18 protein-coding genes are annotated in these 15,288 nt (G+C 71.8%); 10 read left to right on the top strand and 8 right to left on the bottom strand.

The window, feature by feature from the left end:
* The 4 genes from AOK09_RS17200 to AOK09_RS43450 all read left to right on the top strand — a co-directional run.
* Positions 1-489, top strand: a 489-nt coding sequence (locus AOK09_RS17200; protein WP_175609312.1) for a PQQ-dependent sugar dehydrogenase, incomplete at its 5' end; no start/stop codon positions are given.
* 227 nt (positions 490-716) lie between these two features.
* Positions 717-1,106, top strand: coding sequence for a VOC family protein (locus AOK09_RS17195; protein WP_055588093.1), 390 nt, complete (start codon positions 717-719; stop codon positions 1,104-1,106).
* A 292-nt stretch (positions 1,107-1,398) separates the two neighbouring features.
* The gene (locus AOK09_RS43455) at positions 1,399-1,734 is read left to right on the top strand and encodes a helix-turn-helix domain-containing protein (protein ID WP_322973190.1); all 336 of its coding nucleotides are present in this window, start codon (positions 1,399-1,401) and stop codon (positions 1,732-1,734) included.
* The gene (locus tag AOK09_RS43450; protein WP_322973189.1) at positions 1,731-2,150 is read left to right on the top strand and encodes a transposase family protein; all 420 of its coding nucleotides are present in this window, start codon (positions 1,731-1,733) and stop codon (positions 2,148-2,150) included. Before AOK09_RS43455 ends, AOK09_RS43450 begins: the two co-directional genes overlap by 4 nt.
* A 241-nt stretch (positions 2,151-2,391) precedes the next feature.
* Here AOK09_RS43450 and AOK09_RS17185 read toward each other — a convergent pair whose 3' ends face one another.
* The gene (locus tag AOK09_RS17185; protein WP_055588092.1) at positions 2,392-2,712 is read right to left on the bottom strand and encodes a DUF6191 domain-containing protein; all 321 of its coding nucleotides are present in this window, start codon (positions 2,710-2,712) and stop codon (positions 2,392-2,394) included.
* Positions 2,713-2,980: 268 nt separating this feature from the next.
* Between AOK09_RS17185 and AOK09_RS17180 the strand changes: the two genes are divergently transcribed.
* The 3 genes from AOK09_RS17180 (at position 2,981) to AOK09_RS17170 (ending at position 5,504) form a co-directional block, all read left to right on the top strand.
* Positions 2,981-4,102, top strand: coding sequence for a TIGR03364 family FAD-dependent oxidoreductase (locus AOK09_RS17180; protein WP_079063142.1), 1,122 nt, complete (start codon positions 2,981-2,983; stop codon positions 4,100-4,102).
* 31 nt (positions 4,103-4,133) lie between these two features.
* A complete protein-coding gene (locus tag AOK09_RS17175) occupies positions 4,134-4,826 on the top strand; it encodes a phosphonatase-like hydrolase (RefSeq protein WP_055588090.1) in 693 nt (230 codons plus the stop codon).
* A gap of 126 nt (positions 4,827-4,952) precedes the next feature.
* Entirely contained in the window at positions 4,953-5,504 is a 552-nt protein-coding gene (locus tag AOK09_RS17170) for a DinB family protein (protein WP_055588089.1), read from the top strand.
* Between the two features lie 138 nt (positions 5,505-5,642).
* Here the strand turns inward: AOK09_RS17170 and AOK09_RS17165 are convergent, their stop codons facing one another.
* The 3 genes from AOK09_RS17165 to AOK09_RS17155 form a co-directional block, all read right to left on the bottom strand.
* Positions 5,643-6,122: a lamin tail domain-containing protein gene (locus AOK09_RS17165; protein ID WP_055588088.1), complete on the bottom strand. Its 480-nt coding sequence runs from the start codon at positions 6,120-6,122 to the stop codon at positions 5,643-5,645.
* Positions 6,123-6,474: 352 nt separating this feature from the next.
* Positions 6,475-7,755 (bottom strand): amidohydrolase, encoded by a 1,281-nt coding sequence (locus AOK09_RS17160; RefSeq protein WP_055588087.1) that lies wholly within the window; start codon positions 7,753-7,755, stop codon positions 6,475-6,477.
* 550 nt (positions 7,756-8,305) lie between these two features.
* Entirely contained in the window at positions 8,306-9,307 is a 1,002-nt protein-coding gene (locus tag AOK09_RS17155) for a serine protein kinase RIO (RefSeq protein WP_055588086.1), read from the bottom strand.
* Positions 9,308-9,787: 480 nt separating this feature from the next.
* Between AOK09_RS17155 and AOK09_RS17150 the strand changes: the two genes are divergently transcribed.
* A complete protein-coding gene (locus AOK09_RS17150) occupies positions 9,788-10,294 on the top strand; it encodes a cupin domain-containing protein (protein ID WP_055588085.1) in 507 nt (168 codons plus the stop codon).
* Between the two features lie 217 nt (positions 10,295-10,511).
* On the opposite strand, the gene AOK09_RS17145 is transcribed toward AOK09_RS17150, so the two are convergent.
* Entirely contained in the window at positions 10,512-11,048 is a 537-nt protein-coding gene (locus AOK09_RS17145) for a TetR/AcrR family transcriptional regulator (RefSeq protein ID WP_055588084.1), read from the bottom strand.
* Between the two features lie 76 nt (positions 11,049-11,124).
* Here AOK09_RS17145 and AOK09_RS17140 point away from each other — a divergent pair, with 76 nt between their 5' ends.
* Entirely contained in the window at positions 11,125-12,174 is a 1,050-nt protein-coding gene (locus AOK09_RS17140) for an aldo/keto reductase (RefSeq protein WP_055588083.1), read from the top strand.
* Between the two features lie 381 nt (positions 12,175-12,555).
* Complete coding sequence (locus AOK09_RS17135; RefSeq protein WP_055588082.1) at positions 12,556-13,362, top strand: class I SAM-dependent methyltransferase; 807 nt, start codon at positions 12,556-12,558, stop codon at positions 13,360-13,362.
* Between the two features lie 30 nt (positions 13,363-13,392).
* Here AOK09_RS17135 and AOK09_RS17130 read toward each other — a convergent pair whose 3' ends face one another.
* The 3 genes from AOK09_RS17130 to AOK09_RS17120 form a co-directional block, all read right to left on the bottom strand.
* Positions 13,393-13,956: a hypothetical protein gene (locus AOK09_RS17130; RefSeq protein WP_055588081.1), complete on the bottom strand. Its 564-nt coding sequence runs from the start codon at positions 13,954-13,956 to the stop codon at positions 13,393-13,395.
* Positions 13,957-14,203: 247 nt separating this feature from the next.
* On the bottom strand, positions 14,204-14,569 hold the full coding sequence (locus AOK09_RS17125; protein WP_157875926.1) for a hypothetical protein: 366 nt from the start codon (positions 14,567-14,569) through the stop codon (positions 14,204-14,206).
* A 154-nt stretch (positions 14,570-14,723) separates the two neighbouring features.
* The coding region (locus tag AOK09_RS17120) for a glycoside hydrolase family 11 protein (protein ID WP_169797037.1) at positions 14,724-15,288 on the bottom strand (565 nt) is incomplete at its 5' end.

The raw sequence follows: 15,288 nt of genomic DNA, 5'->3' as shown, positions 1-15,288 counted from the left end.
GCCCCCGGCAACCCCTTCCCCCGGTCGGTGGTCTACTCCTACGGCCACCGCAATGTGCAGGGCCTCGCCTGGGACCCCCACGGCCGCCTGTGGGCCTCGGAGTTCGGCGACCGCAAGGCGGACGAGCTCAACCTGATCCTGCCGGGGCGCAACTACGGCTGGCCCGCCGTCCAGGGGAAGGCCGGCGGCGGCAAGTACACCGACCCGGTCGTTCAGTGGGGCACCGAGGAGGACTCCCCCAGCGGCATCGCCTACGCCCACGGCTCGATCTGGATGGCCGCCCTGAAGGGGCAGCGGCTGTGGCGCATCCCGCTGAACGGCGCCCGGGCCGCCGCCGCCCCCAAGGACTTCCTGGTCGGCACCTACGGCCGGCTGCGCAGCGTCCTGACCACCGCGGACGGACGGCTGCTGCTGACCACCAGCAACACCGACGGCCGCGCCGCGCCTCGCCCCGGCGACGACCGCATCCTGGAGCTGACGGTGTCCTGACCCGTCGCCGGAGCCGCGGCCCGCCGGGCTCACTCGGCTCGGGTGCGGGGGGGATGAAGGCGTTGTGGACCCGGTCTAACGACCTGGGGAGAAATTGAGTCGGTCCGACCGATTGCCCCGAATCCCGCGCAGCATGAGCGGAGGCGCCCCTGCTTCCAGGACCCGCCGTGTGTTGTCAGTGGACGGCCGTAGGCTCTGATCTCCGTCGCCAACAGGAAGGAGCCGTCATGAGCGCGTGGGCCAATGGCATCGCCGCCAACACCATCTTCGTCGAAGACCTAACCGCCTCGAAGAAGTTCTATCTGGAGGTGTTCGACGCCCCGATCCTTTTCGAGGACGAGCAGTCCGTCGCCTTCAGGTTCGGCACGACGATCATCAACCTGCTGCAGACGACGCACGTCCCGGAACTCATCGAGCCAGCGACCGCGGCCCCGCGTGAGGCCGGCGTGCGCCTGGTCTTCACCGTCGAGGTGGACGACGTCGATGCGAAGTGCGCGGAACTCGCCGCGGCCGGCGTTGAGCTCGTCAACGGGCCGATGGATCGGCGCTGGGGTCCGCGAACCGCCAGCTTCCGAGACCTTGACGGCTACATGTGGGAGATCGCCCAAGGTCAGTGAGCCGCCGACAGGCCGCGGTTGACCCTCGGAAGCGATCCACTGCGTCAGCAGGTGCTGGCCAGAACGTGACGTGGGGAGGGCCGCACTGGGTGGGCGAGTTGTGACGCAGGTATGGGCCCGTGCGGCCTGCTCCCATCCTGCCCTGTCCGGGGTCTCCCGCACACACCTCGGCGATTTGATCGAAGAGTTGGGTCCGAAGTGGGAGACGCGGCGGGAGTCCGCGCTGCTTGAGCGGCGGGGAGGGCGGCGGCGTCGAGCCGCCGGCGCGGGCCGCAAGGGCAAGCTGGTGTTCGTGGACCGGCTGCTGGTCACACTCGTCCACCTGCGGCTCGGTCTGCCGCACGCTGCCCTCGCCAAGCTGTACCGCGTTGACCGGTCCACCGTCTCAGCGGCCGTGCGGCAGGTCCGACCGCTGCTGGCAGCCCGCGGCTTCGCCGTCCCCGACCGCCCAGGCATCCGGTTGCGCATTCTGGAGGACGTCTTCGCGTATGCCGACGCCGAAGGCGTCGAGCTGCGGATCGACGGTACCGAGGTCCAGGTCCGCCGTCCGAAAGCGGGCCGCCCGGGCCGCAAGGCGTTCGTGTCCGGCAAGAAGAAGCAGAACACGATCAAGACCACCACGGCGTGATCCGGCCCGGACGGATGCACGACCAGACCGCTGTGCGCTCCGAGGGCCTCGCCGAGCAGTTCCGACAGCGCCCAGCGGTCAAGGCCAAGGCCGACGAGGGCTACCGCGGGCTGGCCAACGAGTTCCCCGACCAGATCGACGCCCCGCCGAAGAGGCCGAAGGACGACGCGCCGACGGGCGAGCACCACGCCTGGCGTGAGCAGCGCCGTCGCCAGTCCTCGGCACGGATCCACGTCGAGCACACCAATGCCGAGTACAAGCAGTGGCGACCGCTGCAGCGGTTCGTCGGACGTCGGAAGGCCTACGCAGAGACTCACCTGGCCATCGCCGGTCTGGTCTCCGACCGCTCCGCCTGCCGGCCCACGCGGCGCAAGCCCAGCACCGAACTGGTGCTCGCCCGCCAGGCTGCCTGCTGATCACCCGCCAGCCGATCCGCCAAGGCTGGCACGCCCCGACCTCAACTGCACCCAAGGTCGTAAGGAGTCGGTGAGGTCCTTCTGCGCGGTGGCGTCGAAGGTCGTCCCGCCGGCGATGTTCGCACTGCCATCACAAGGGCGACGTGAAGGGCGACCTTCGAGAAGTTCGACGGTGTTCGACGGTAATCCGTCCACCGTTTCGCAGGGGCTTCGATTCGAATTCGACGTCGAATACCGGCACCTACCGGTCGGCCTGGGGCATCCTGACGACCGCGGTGCCACCGTCCAGATCCACCCGCGTACGGTTCGGCGGCGCCCCGTCGTCCTCCTCGTCACGCAGCAGCAGCGCCGACCGCCGTTCCTTCAGCTCGGCCTGCTTCCCCGGCGAGAAGCTCGCATGCAGTTGCTCGAACCCGGTCGCCGAGATCTGCCCCGAACGCGCCGCACCGCGCCACGGCAGCATCCCGGCCCGCCCTGCGCGCAGCAGCAGCTGATCGACCAGGGCCAGCACGGTCAGCAGGATGACCAGCCCCGGCAGGGTCATGAAGACGACGAAAGCCATTCCCCGAGTATCACCGGAGCTGCCGCGCGCAGGGAAGAAAGGAGAGGGCCGCAGGCGCCGGCCCCCCGGCTGCCGCCCGGGGTCGTGCGGGCCCCGGGTCGCGGGCAGGTGCGCCTGCCGTACCGCGGTGACCGGTCGGGTCCCACCACGGCGCCCACACCACGGGACAACGGACCGGTGACGGGTGTGGTCCATGCTTCCACCCCCGTTCACCTGCCGTTGGTCGCCGCATCCCCGGCGCTGCATCCGGCCCACGCAGCCTGTGCGCATGCGAGTCACAGTCATCGGAGCAGGCGTGCTGGGCACCATGCACGCCTGGCACGCGGTCCAGCGCGGCCACGAGGTCGTCCACCTCGAGCGGGAGGCGGAGGCGCGCGGCGCCTCGGTCCGCAACTTCGGACTGATCTGGGTCAGCGGCCGCGCCTCCGGACCGGAGCTGGAGACCGCCCTGCGGGCCCGCGAGCTGTGGGAGCGGATCGGCCGGGACGTCCCCGAACTCGGCTTCCGGCCCAACGGCTCCCTGACCGTGCTCCGTACCGAGGCCGAACGCGCCGTCGCCGCCGAGGCGGCCGCCCGGCCGGACGCCGACGTACGCGGCTTCACCCTGCTGGACGCCGCCGAGGCCAGAGCCCTCAACCCTGCCCTGCGCGGCGACTTCCTCGGCGCGCTGTGGTGCGCGCGCGACGCCGCCGTGGAACCCCGCACCGCGCAGCGCGCCCTGCGCGCCCGGCTGCTGGCGTCCGGCCGCTACACCTTCCTCGGCGGGCGTGAGGCCCGCGAACTGGTCGGCGGTACCGCCGTCCGCGACGACCACGGCGAGGTGCACCACGGTGACGCCGTCGTCCTGTGCACCGGCGCCTGGCTCGGCGGCCTGGTCCGCGAACTCGTCCCCGACCTGCCCGTTCGCCGGGTGCGGCTGCAGATGATGCAGACCGACCCGCTGGGCGAAGCCCTCACCACCTCGGTCGCCGACGGCGACAGCTTCCGCTACTACCCCGGCTTCGCCGGCCCCGGCCTGGACGCCCTCAACGCCGGCCAACCGCAGCACCCCACCGCCGCCGACCACCGCATGCAGCTGCTGATGGTGCAGCGCAGCGACGGCGGCCTGACCATCGGCGACACCCATGAGTACGACCAGCCGTTCGGCTTCGACGTGGTCGAGGACCCGTACAGCTACCTCGCCGGGGTCGTCGAGGGTCTCCTCGGCCGCCCGCTGCCGCCGATCCGCCGCCGCTGGGCCGGTGTGTACGCACAGTGCACCGACACCACCCGGGTCGTCCACCGCCAGCAGGTGCAGGACGGCGCCTGGCTGGTCACCGGCCCCGGCGGCCGGGGCATGACCTGCTCGCCCGCGATCGCCGAGGCCACCGCCGACGCCATCGGGCTGTGAACCGCCCCCCGCCATCCGAAGGAACCCAGCGATGAACGCGCACCACCCCGCCCCCCGCCTCGTCGTCCTCGACATGGCCGGCACCACCGTCCACGACGGCGGACTGGTCGAGCGCGCCTTCCGCGCGGCCGCCGCCGAACTCGGCGTCAGCGAGGGCAGCGCCGAGCACACCCGGATGCTCGACCACGTCCGCGCCACCATGGGCGAGAGCAAGATCTCCGTCTTCCGCCACCTCTTCGGCGAGGAGGACCGCGCGCAGCAGGCCAACCGGGCCTTCGAGGCCGCGTACCACGACCTGATCGAGGAGGGTCACTGCACCCCGCTGCCCGGCGCCGCCGACGCCATCGGCCGACTGCGCACGGCCGGCCTCAAGGTGGTGCTCACCACCGGGTTCTCCCGCGCCACCCAGGACCGCATCCTGGACGCCCTCGGCTGGCGGGACATCGCCGACCTCACCCTCTGCCCCGCCGACGCCGGCCGCGGCCGCCCCTACCCGGACATGGTCCTCACCGCCCTGCTGCGCACCGGCACCGAGGACGTCCGGGAGATCGCGGTCGCCGGCGACACCGGCTACGACATGCTGTCCGGCCGCCGTGCCGGTGCCCCGGTCGTGGCAGGGGTGCTCACCGGCGCCCACGACAGCGCCCGGCTGCTCGCGGACGGCGCGACGCATGTCCTGGCGTCCGTCGCCGACCTGCCCGCCCTGCTGCTCGACCGCTCCTGAAGGGCAGTGCCCACCGGCACGCTCCTGCGGGCTCCCGTCGTGGTGCAACGGCGTCAACTCCGATGATCTGCACGCCTCTTCGCTTCGCGACGGTCAATGTCCGAGGCAGCCCTTAGTCTGCCGGTCATGACGGACACATACGAGCCGGTCCTCAAGGAGCCCCCGGTCGCGGGCGACGAGACGGACACCCTGCTGGGCTCACTGGAGCGCCAGCGCCGGACCCTGGAATGGAAGTGCTCGGGGCTGGACGCCGCGGGCCTGCGGGCGACGGTGGGCGCCTCGCAGATCACCCTCGGCGGGCTGCTCAAGCATCTGGCGCTGGTCGAGGACGACATGCTGTCGCAGAAGCTGCTCGGCCTCCCGGCGGCGGAGCCGTGGTCCGGTGTGGACTGGGACGCCGACCCCGACTGGGAGTGGCGTACGGCCGCCGGGGACACCCCCGAGGAACTCCTGGCACTGTGGCGGGACTCCGTCGCCCGGTCCCGGGCCAACGTCCGCCAGGCGCTGTCTCAGGCAGGGCTGGAACAGCTCTCGGCGTACACCTCCGCCCGGGGCGAGTCGCCGAGCGTACGGCGGCTGCTGGTGGACATGGTCGAGGAGTACGCCCGCCATGTCGGGCACGCCGATGTGATCCGCGAGTCCGTGGACGGGCTGGTCGGCGAGGACCCGCCGAACTGACGCCCCACCGCCCTGGCGTCCTGGTGTGTCGTCGGCAGGACGGCCGCGCGGCACCGGCCCCGGGCACGCCGCCGCCCCGGGCCGTGGGGTGCACGGCCCGGGGCGGCGGCGCCTCTCAGGTCAGCGGCGGACTTCCCATCAGCGGCGGACTTCCCAGCCCCACGACACCTGGTAGACGACACGCCCGCGGGCGTTGCGAAGCGTCGCCACGTCGCCGTTGTTGTTCCATTCGTAGCGGTACCGGTCCTGGTAGAGATCGGTACGCGTGTCGCGGCCACGTCCGGTGTGGACCTTCAGTGACCGGTGTGCGTCCAGCCAGACGTGCCCGAACCGGTAGACGTTGTGGTTGGCGTCCCTCAGCGTCCAGCCCGCCAGGTCCACCGCGCGCGGGGAGTCGTTGACGATGGCGACCCACTCCCGGTTCAGCGACCGGTTGGTGCCGGTGTCACGGCCGGGGCTGTTGTACTGCACGGCGCCGATGCGGGCACCGGCCCAGTGGTGGGTGAGGGCTCGGTGGTGGTGGTGGTGGTGGGCGGTGGCGGCCTGGGCCGGACCGGCGGCGAGGCCGGCCGCGAGGGCGGCTGCTGCAGCGACGGAAGTGATGCGGCGTGCGTTCATGAGCGTCCCCTCATGTGGTGGTGCGCCAGCCGTGGTAGCGCTGACGTGATCAACCATGAGGGCAAATCGTTCCGCCTGACCGGGCTTTGGTCGGGTTGTCCCCTGAATAGGTAGATTTCTCCTTCCGCACGTTTCCCGCGGCACCCCCCGTCCAACCACCGCGTCAGCCCGGCCTTTCCACCTGGACACCGCCCCTCCGGAGCGGTCTGCGCCCCGCGGACCGCGCTTCCCCTGTTGACGCCGGGGACCGCGTCCGGGCCTTGCGAGCGGCGGATGATCTGACGCTCGATCAGGTGCGGGCGGTGGGACGAAGGAGCGCGCTGCGGCATCGGGGGCCAACCGGCCGGCGGACTCATCGGCTTGTGCGACCCGGTCTCGCAAGATGAGTGAGTGCGGCTGTGACCAGGGCCTGGACGCCGGTGTCCAGTGTGGGCTGCAGAACCGGTGCGAAGCGGGGGCTGTGGTTGACCGGGATCTCCCGGGCCACGGTGCCGCGTTGCTGGGCGGTCCGGTAGGCGTCCGGATCGGCACAGCCCAGCGCCCAGTAGGTGTACGGCGCGCCGAAGGCGTCCGGGATCCGGCTGAAGTCCTCACTGGCGCTCTGCAGCTCCACGGTGACCGCTCGCTGTCCGAACATCGCCTCGAAAGCGGCGGAGACCTCGCGGGTCACCTCCTCGTCGTTGACGGTCGGCGGAAAACGGGTGCCCTCCTCGACCTGCGGCGCGCGGGTCGCCCCGGAGGCGTCGCACTCGGCCTGGACGATGCGCCGCACGGCGGCCAGCACGGCCCGCCGGGTCTCGTCGTCGTAGGTGCGCACGTTCACCAGCAGTTCGGCCGACTCGGGAATCACATTGCCGCTCGAACCCGCCTGGACGGAGCCCACCGTGACCACGGCCGGCTGGGTGGCGGCCAGCTCACGCGAGACGATCGTCTGGAGCCTGACGACGATCATCGACGCGATCACCACCGGGTCGATGGCTGCCTGCGGTGCCGAACCATGAGCGCCCCGGCCATGAACGGTGATCCGCACATTGTCCGCCGCGGAGAGAAAGGACCCGGCACGCGTGCCGACCTGCCCGGCCGGATAGGGCAGCACATGCTGGGCGAAGGCGACGTCCGGGCGGGGTACACGGTCGGTCAGCCCGTCGGCGAGCATCCGGTCGGCGCCGTCCCCCGGCTCCTCGGCAGGCTGGAACAGGGCCACCAGTGTCCCCTGCCACGCCCGCGGCGCGGCAGCCATCAGCCGCGCGGCCCCCAGCAGGCAGGTGACGTGCATGTCGTGGCCGCAGGCGTGCGCCACGGGCACCCGGCGGCCGGAGGCGTCCGTGGCTTCGGCCGTGCTGGCGTAGGGCAGACCAGTCTCCTCAAGGACCGGCAGGGCGTCCATGTCGGCCCGCAGCAGTACGGTCGGCCCGGCCCCGTTGGCCAGCACACCGACCACACCGGTGCCGCCGATCCCCTCGTGCACCTGGTAGCCGCAGTTTCTCAGGCGTTCCGCCACCCGGGTCGCGGTGCGGTGCTCCTGATGTCCCAGATCGGGGTGGGAGTGGAGATCCTTGTAGACCTCCTCCAGCTCGGACCGGATGTCGCCGAGCCCGGCCAGGACGGCATCCGCGGTGTCCTTGAGCGTCATGGCTGTGGACTCCTCCCTTCCGGTGGGCGATCGCAGCACCCGGTCGCCCCGGGATTCCGGCCCCTGGACGGCCCCGGGCAGCCCCAGCCCTGGTGGCATGCGGCCGGTCGCGCAGGCGTCCAGGGGGTTGCGGGCAGCCGCACGTGTGGCGGTCCGAGCCGGTGGCGGAACCCGGCAGGACCCCAGCCCCGGCCCCGGCGACGATGGCGACGGGTGTGCCGTACGGCGGCAGGGTGCCGCCGGCGGACACCGGGCTCAGGGCCGGCGCCCGGGACGGCTCGGTCACGCTCTCAGCCACCAACGCCCGGGCCACCGACACCAGCGCCTCCCTTCACCCTTCCACCATCGAAGCAGCCGACGGCGCCATGTGCCCGCCGGGCATGGCAGGCGAGGCAACCGCTCCAGCCACCGGCCGGCCCGAACCCGCTCGCTCCCGGCGGCCCGCGTCACCGTCCCGTCCGGCGTCGGCACGCCTCAGCTGCCGTGCTGCCCCGGACCGGCGCCCCGGGCCACGAGGGACCCGGGGCGCCGGTCACGGCATGGGTGACGGTCAGTCGAATCCGGCGTCGGCAGCCAGGCTCAGGGCCAGCTCCTCGACACGCCCGGCGGCCAGGCCCCGGGAGACGAACCACGCGCCGACGTTGCGGACGTCCCGCTCGAGGAAGGAACGGCCCCGCGGATTGGCGATCACGTCGACGATCTGCGGTACGTCGATGATGACCAGACGGCCCTCGTGGACCAGGAGGTTGTAGGCGGACAGGTCGCCGTGCGCGTACCCGTCGCGGGCGAGCAGGGAGAGGCTGTGTCCCAGCTGCTCCCACAGGTCGTCCACGTCGGCCTCCTCGCTGCGCAGTTGGGCGAGCCGGGGCGCGGCCGCCCCCGAGGGGTCGCCGACGAACTCCATGAGGATCTCGGTACCGAGGATCTGCACGGGGTAGGGCACGGACACACCCGCGGACCACAACCGCGACAGCGCCGAGAACTCCGCGGCGGCCCACTGCCCGGCGATGGCCTGCCTGCCGAAGGCGGTCCGCTTGGACATCGCACGACTGACCCGGGACTCCTTGTGGGCACGGCCCTCCAGATATCCGGAGTCGCGGTGGAACATCCGGTGCTGGACGTCGCGGTAGCGCTTGGCGGCCATCAGGGTGCGGCGGTCGGTCCCGGGCACGGCGCGTTCCAGCAGATGGACGTCGGCCTCCTTGCCCGTCTTGACGATCCCCAGCTCGCTGTCGACGGCGGCGAGCTCGGTCACCACCCACTCGGGACGGGGCTCGGGCCCCTTCTCGGTCGGGGTGGACCGGTCCCAGGTGGACCAGCGGTCCCCCTCGGGAGGGCCGTCGGAGGCATCGGGAGTTACGGCGTCCCAGGCGGCTTCGTCCCCGGTGACCCCGGAGTCTGCGGCCGGTTCGGCCGCCGGGAGCCGGAAGCGGGCGGCCTGGTCGGCGAAGGACTCCTCGAAGGCGGCCTCGTCGTCGTGGTGGTTCCGCCGGTTGCGGCCCTTGGGCCGGATGCGGGCGAAGGACTCACTGTCGGCAAAGCGGTCACGCACTGCGGTGATCTCCTGTGGGTGAGCCCACCGGAGTGCAGCGTTGGTGAACGCTTCGTCAGCCGGCAGGCAGGTGGCGGGAAAAGGCGTCTGGCGCGCATGCGGAAGCGCGCCGCGTCACGGCGGCAGCCATCGGGACGCACCTCCTCCCTCTCGTCACACACAGGCCGAACAGGCCCGCACTGCAGGAACCGGATCAGAGTACCGACTCCCCCGCGGGACGCAATCCGATTTCCGAATGCCCCGCGACGGACGGGCCCGCCCCGGTCCGCGCCTCTCCCGGCCGGCGCTCCGCTCGGCACTCCGCTCGGCCTCCGGCATCCGTACGCACCAGCGGCGCACCGATCGACGGCGCCCGTCCCCACCTCACGGAGGGACAGTCTCCAGGCGGTCCGCGGTCCACGCTTGCGGGACACATCGCCGCAGGTGAACAGAGCAGGGGCCGCCTTGACAGCGGTTTTCGCACCGCCATAGCGTCGCCTCATGAGCGAGCCCCGGACCGAGCCCGGCGAGGGCTTCCACCCTCACCTCACCGACCGCACGGAGACCTCCGGCGCCCCCGCCGCCACCCGGCTGTACCATGTGCGCGCCGGCGCTCTCGACGGCGACACCGCTCAGACCGGCGGCATGCGGCGGCTCGCCGCCGTCAGCGGGCGGACCGTCGGCGCGGAGCGGCTGTGGATGGGGCAGACCCATGTCGCCCCTTCGACGTCGTCCGGTGACCACCATCACGGCGAGTCCGAGACCGCCATCTACGTGGTGAGCGGGCACCCCGAGTTCGTCTTCCTGGACGACTCCGGTGGCGAGGCCGTGGAGGTGCGGCTGCGCACCTCACCGGGCGACTACGTCTTCGTTCCCCCGTTCGTGCCGCACCGCGAGGAGAACCCGGACCCCGACCACGAAGCCGTCGTCGTCATCGCCCGGAGCACCCAGGAGGCCATCGTGGTCAACCTCCCCCGTCTGTACGCACTCCCCTCCACCGAGGCCTGATCCGGAGCTGCCGACGACAACCAGTCCTTCGCCGGCGGCGTCCGGGGAGCCCGTGACTGGGCGGTTCGGCCTCGGTCCGGGGCCCCGGTTCCGCGCCGGGCGAGGCTCTACCCGCTGATGTGCGGCGCCCGCCGCCTTCCGGATCCTCCTCCGCACGCCGTCCCTGTGGGCGGGAACGGGGACGGCCCCCGGTGCGCCCCGTCTGCGGCGGCTGGAGTTACGGCTGTGAGCGGAGGCCGTCGAGGATGAGTGCGAGCATCCGGGGGGCCCGGTCTCCGGGGCCGGGCGGGGTGCGCCACAGGGCGCCGGTGAACTGGAGGAAATCGCCGGGGTCCGCGTCGTGGCGGATGGTGCCGTCCGTCTTGCCGGCGTCGAGGAGTTCGGTGATGGCGGCGATGACGGGGCCATAGCTCTGCTCGGTGATCGCCTGGTGCGCACCGGCGCTGAGGGCGTCACCGAGGCCGTGCTTTCTGCGCATGGCTTCGACGAGGCCGGCCGTCCAGTGGCCCAGGGCTTCGAGCGGTGTCATCCGGGCCAGCAGGTCGGGCACCGCGCCGGTGATGCGTTCGACCTCGTCCTGGTAGACGGCGAGGAGCAGTGCCTCGCGGGTGGGGAAGTTTCGGTACAGGGTGCCGGCGCCGACGCCGGCCCGCTGCGCGACCCGGTTCATGGAGGTGTCGCCGTCCTCGGCGAACGCCTCGCGGGCGGCCGCGAGGATGCGTGCCCGGTTCTCCAGCGCGTCTGATCGGACCACGAGACCTCACCTTGCTAAGCGGAGAGCTCTCCACTAAGTTAATCGGAGAGCTCTCCACTTACTTTAGAGGGGCGTCATGCAGTACATCAAGCTGGGCCCGACCGGCATGGACGTGTCACCGATCGCCATCGGCGCGATGACCTACGGCGAGCCCGACCGCGGGCACCCGGTATGGTCACTGGGCGAGGAGGACGCCCGTCCGCTCATCCGCCACGCGGTGGAGGCGGGGATCAACTTCTTCGACACCGCGAACATGTACTCCAACGGATCCAGCGAGGAGATCCTCGGCCGGGCGCTCAGGGACTTCGCCGACCGCGACGCGGTGGTGATCGCCACAAAACTGCGTCATCCGATGCGGCAGGGCCCGAACGGGCGGGGTCTGTCCCGCAAGGCCGTCATGACCGAGGTCGAGCACTCGCTGCGCCGGCTGGGGACCGACTACATCGACCTCTACCAGATTCACCGCAACGACCGCTCCACCCCGTGGGAGGAGACTCTGGAGGCGCTCAGCGACCTGGTGAAGGCGGGCAAGGTGCGCTACCTGGGCGCCTCGTCCATGCACGCATGGGAGTTCGCCAAAGCGCTGCACCTGCAGAAGCAGAACGGCTGGGCGCGGTTCGTGTCGATGCAGGACCACTACAACCTTCTCGCCCGCGAGGAGGAGCGCGAGATGATCCCGCTGTGCCTGGACACGGGTGTCGGCACGATCATCTGGTCGCCACTGGCCCGTGGCCGCCTCGCCCGCGCATGGCACGACGCCCGCTCGACGGTGCGCTCCGAGACGGACGGAGCTTACGCGGACCTGCTCTACTCGCCCCAGCAGGAGGCATCCAACCACGCCATCATCGACGCGGTCGGTCAAGTGGCGAACGCCCGCGGCGTCAGCCGCGCCCAGATCGCGCTCGCATGGCTGCGGCGCCAGCCTGTCGTCACCGCCCCGCTGGTCGGCGCCGGCTCGATCCGGCAGATCGACGAGGCGGTGGCCTCCCTCGACATCGACCTCACCGACCAGGAGGCGCGCACCCTGGAGGCCCCGTACACCCCGCGCTACGACTGGCAGGGGATTTCGGACGAGGCCGAGATGGAGGCCATCCGCAGGCGCGTCCCCGGAATGGCGCTCTCGTGAACCTCACCGTCCGCTGACGGCCGCTGAGTTCAGCGCTGCCACCGCGCGGGGCGGGGCAGGGCCGGCCGCATCCGCCGCTGCGCACGAGCCGGGGACCGAGGAGAGACAGACGACCGGGGTGCTGGTCACCGGGAGAGCCGCAATACCTCGGTAGTTGGTGCGTGCTCGCGCTGCCGCAGGCCGGCCACGCCCGTGGGCACCACCGTACGCGTCCTCGGACGTGGCGATGACGGCGAGCCGTGCTGGTCGTCGAGTACGGCTCGGCCCCGCCGTACGTCCAGGCTCCGGAATCACCTCGGGGAAGCGGCAGGCCCGGCGGTAGAGTCCCACCGCCGGGGCCCACCGACCCGGTCCAGCAGGCAGGAAGGAAGTCCGGCAGCCGTGTCCGATTTCGACGAGGCCGAGCGACAGATATGGGCCGGCCGGGCCGAGGCGTTCCGTGACAGCTTCGCCAGACTCTGCGCGCACACCGCCCCCGCCCTCCTCGACGCAGCCGGGGTCGGCCCGGGCACCCGGCTGCTCGACGTCGGCACCGGCAGCGGCACCGTCGCCGCCGCGGCCTGCGCCCGGAACGCCCGGGTGTTCGCCGTCGACGCCGAGCCGGGAATGGTCACGCTGGCGCGGCGCGCCGCACCCGAGGCCCACCTGAGCGTCGCCGCTCTCCCCGGTCTGCCGTTCGCCCCGGGCAGCTTCGACGCCGTGGTCGCCAACTTCGTCATCAACCACGTGGGCCGGCCGGCCGCCGCCCTGGCCGCGCTCCGCTCCGCGGCGCAGCCCGGCGGCCGGGTCGCCGCCACCATCTGGTGCGATCCTCTCGGGGCCGGCCATGAACTGCTGAACCGCGCCGTCGCCGAGGCCGGTGCGCAGCCGCCCGCGGATCTGCCCCGGCTCGACCCCGCGGACGACTTCCCGCGTACCGGGGCAGGCTTCGTCGCGCTCTTCGAGGGCGCCGGCTTCACGGACGTCGCCTGCCAGCCGGTCGTCTGGGACCACGTCGCACAGCCCGCCGAGTGGTGGGGCGGCGCCGCGGCCGGGGTGGGTCTGATCAGCCAGGCCATCAGCCGGCAGGATGCCGGCACGGTCGCCCGGATCAAGGCCGCGTACGACCGCCTGGTGCCGCAGTACTCGGGGCCGGACGGCTCGCTGGTGCTGCGCTACCACGCGCTGCTGGCCCGCGGTCGCGCCTGACGGCGGGTCACGTCGCGATCGCGTGCGCGTTCAGCGGATCGTCAGGCCGAGGTCCCGCTGGAGGGCCTGCGCCTGCTCCGGGGTGGTCAGGACCATGATGCTGTCGTAGACGCCGTGCCGCTCGCGTGCGAAGTCGACGAGCCGGAACGAGCGGGGATCGCCGTCCGGGGAGACCTCGGCGATGGCGTCGCAGGCGGCCAACTGGTCGTAGTACTCGTCGGAGAAGTGCTCGGCGGGAATGGACACCGGCCGGCCGTTGCACCGGAACTCCAGGACGTCGTCGCGGGAGTCGCCCTCGAACTCCCCTTCGTGCAGGCGGACGTCGCTGACGGTGACCGCACCGCCGGTGACCGCCGCCGCCTCCTCCAGGAGCCAGGCGTACCCGGGCTCCAGGTAGTCGATGTCGTCCGCGTGGACGGAGACCGCCAGGCCGAAGCTCACCAGGGTGCAGGCGACCTCGTAGGGCTTCAGTTCGTCGTGCGCGTAGGCGGCGAAGTCGTCGAGGACCGACTGCGCCTTCTGCTTCGACACCATTCCGATCTCCTGGAGGACCACGGCCACGCGCTCGTACGTCATCGGTGAGGTGTTCGGCATACGGGCATCCTGTCAGCGGGTGACGGGGTCATGGGCCACTTGCGCCCGTTCCGCCTCTCCGGTCGCGGTCAGCCCGCTGAGCCGTGCCGATCGGGGGGACGGTCCGCTGACAGCAGGCTCCGGGCCGGCGTCGGCGCGGACCCGCGTCCCGCTCGACGACGGGCCGTTGACTCGCGGATGTCTCACCACGCCGTGGAGGCCGAGCCGCCGCTCCGGTCCCGCAGAATGCGTTCGAACCAGTCCGCGGTCACGTCCGCGCACCGGCCGGGTGAACCCGCCGCATGGAGCGTCCCCACCACCGACTCCCCCCGAGGGGTGTGTACATCTGGTTGTGGAGTTCGCTGCCCAGCACGCCCTGTCCGTCGAAGAAGACGCCGAAGACATGGGAGACGACATCGGTTGCCGCCCTCACCAGGCACAGTACGGCCAGCAGGTGGGCGAATCCGCTCTCCTCGGGGCGGAGGACAAAGGTTTCCTCGGGGTCGCACGGCCAGGTGGCGGCCCGGTCGCGCAGTACGGAGACATATCTCCGCCCTGCGGCGTCCAGCGTTGCGGATGCGTCGTCGTCGGCATCCCCGACGGAGAACCAGGGCATGTTCACGCGGTCGTCCACGGCCCGCACCCTAGCCACCGGGTATCCGCCGGCACGCGCGCGGTGCCCGGCAGCGGTGTGGCGCGGCGGCCGGAGCCGCCGCGCCACGTGTTGCGGTGGTGCGTGTGTGTCAGTCACCGCGTTTGTTGCCGGACTTGCCAGCAGCGCCGGTGTGTCAGCTCGTGCTGCAGCTGACCGTTGGCCAGGTCCAGGTGCCGTTGGTCATCAGGGTCATGCCCCAGTTGTTGCCCGAGCCGTTGGGGGTGGCGACCAGCGTCTGCGCGTCGGGGTAGGACGCGTTGATGTTCCAGGTCGCGCTGATCTTCTCCGGGGAGGGGACCTTCACGGTCACCTTCCAGTTGCTGGAGCCGCTGACCGAGACGTTGAGGTTGTACCGGTCGCTCCACTGCTGGCCGGCGGACAGGGTCGCGGTGCAGCCGCCGCCGCCGCCGGTGGTGCCGCCCGTGGTGCCACCCGTAGTGCCGCCCGTGGTACCACCGGTGGTGCCACCGCTGGTGCCTCCGGAGGAGGAGCCGACGGTGATGTTGGAGCTGCCACTGCTCTGGTAACCCTCAGTGGCGAGGATCTCGTAGTTCGGAGTGCCGAGGTTCAGGCCCGCGGACTTCCACGCGTTGAAGATGTTGGACACGGTGATGGTGCCGCCCGTGCGCTTCGCCTGGCGGACCGCCCAGTACTGGTAGAACGTCGCGGTGCCCTGGATGGACGGCTGGTTGACGCGC

Source organism: Peterkaempfera griseoplana, assembly GCF_001418575.1.
GTDB classification, from domain to species: Bacteria; Actinomycetota; Actinomycetes; order Streptomycetales; family Streptomycetaceae; genus Peterkaempfera; species Peterkaempfera griseoplana.
Note: the sequence above shows the minus strand (reverse complement) of the source record. Positions and strands in the feature narration are given on the sequence as shown.

What these genes read in the sequence shown, in the direction of transcription:
- AOK09_RS17165 (WP_055588088.1), bottom strand. Translation starts at nt 6,122, where the DNA reads ATGAACGCACGCCGCATCACTTCCGTCGCTGCAGCAGCCGCCCTCGCG.
- AOK09_RS17180 (WP_079063142.1), top strand. Translation starts at nt 2,981, where the DNA reads ATGCGAGTCACAGTCATCGGAGCAGGCGTGCTGGGCACCATGCACGCC.
- AOK09_RS17130 (WP_055588081.1), bottom strand. Translation starts at nt 13,956, where the DNA reads ATGCCGAACACCTCACCGATGACGTACGAGCGCGTGGCCGTGGTCCTC.
- AOK09_RS17195 (WP_055588093.1), top strand. Translation starts at nt 717, where the DNA reads ATGAGCGCGTGGGCCAATGGCATCGCCGCCAACACCATCTTCGTCGAA.
- AOK09_RS17140 (WP_055588083.1), top strand. Translation starts at nt 11,125, where the DNA reads ATGCAGTACATCAAGCTGGGCCCGACCGGCATGGACGTGTCACCGATC.
- AOK09_RS17170 (WP_055588089.1), top strand. Translation starts at nt 4,953, where the DNA reads ATGACGGACACATACGAGCCGGTCCTCAAGGAGCCCCCGGTCGCGGGC.
- AOK09_RS17150 (WP_055588085.1), top strand. Translation starts at nt 9,788, where the DNA reads ATGAGCGAGCCCCGGACCGAGCCCGGCGAGGGCTTCCACCCTCACCTC.
- AOK09_RS17175 (WP_055588090.1), top strand. Translation starts at nt 4,134, where the DNA reads ATGAACGCGCACCACCCCGCCCCCCGCCTCGTCGTCCTCGACATGGCC.
- AOK09_RS17160 (WP_055588087.1), bottom strand. Translation starts at nt 7,755, where the DNA reads ATGACGCTCAAGGACACCGCGGATGCCGTCCTGGCCGGGCTCGGCGAC.
- AOK09_RS17185 (WP_055588092.1), bottom strand. Translation starts at nt 2,712, where the DNA reads ATGGCTTTCGTCGTCTTCATGACCCTGCCGGGGCTGGTCATCCTGCTG.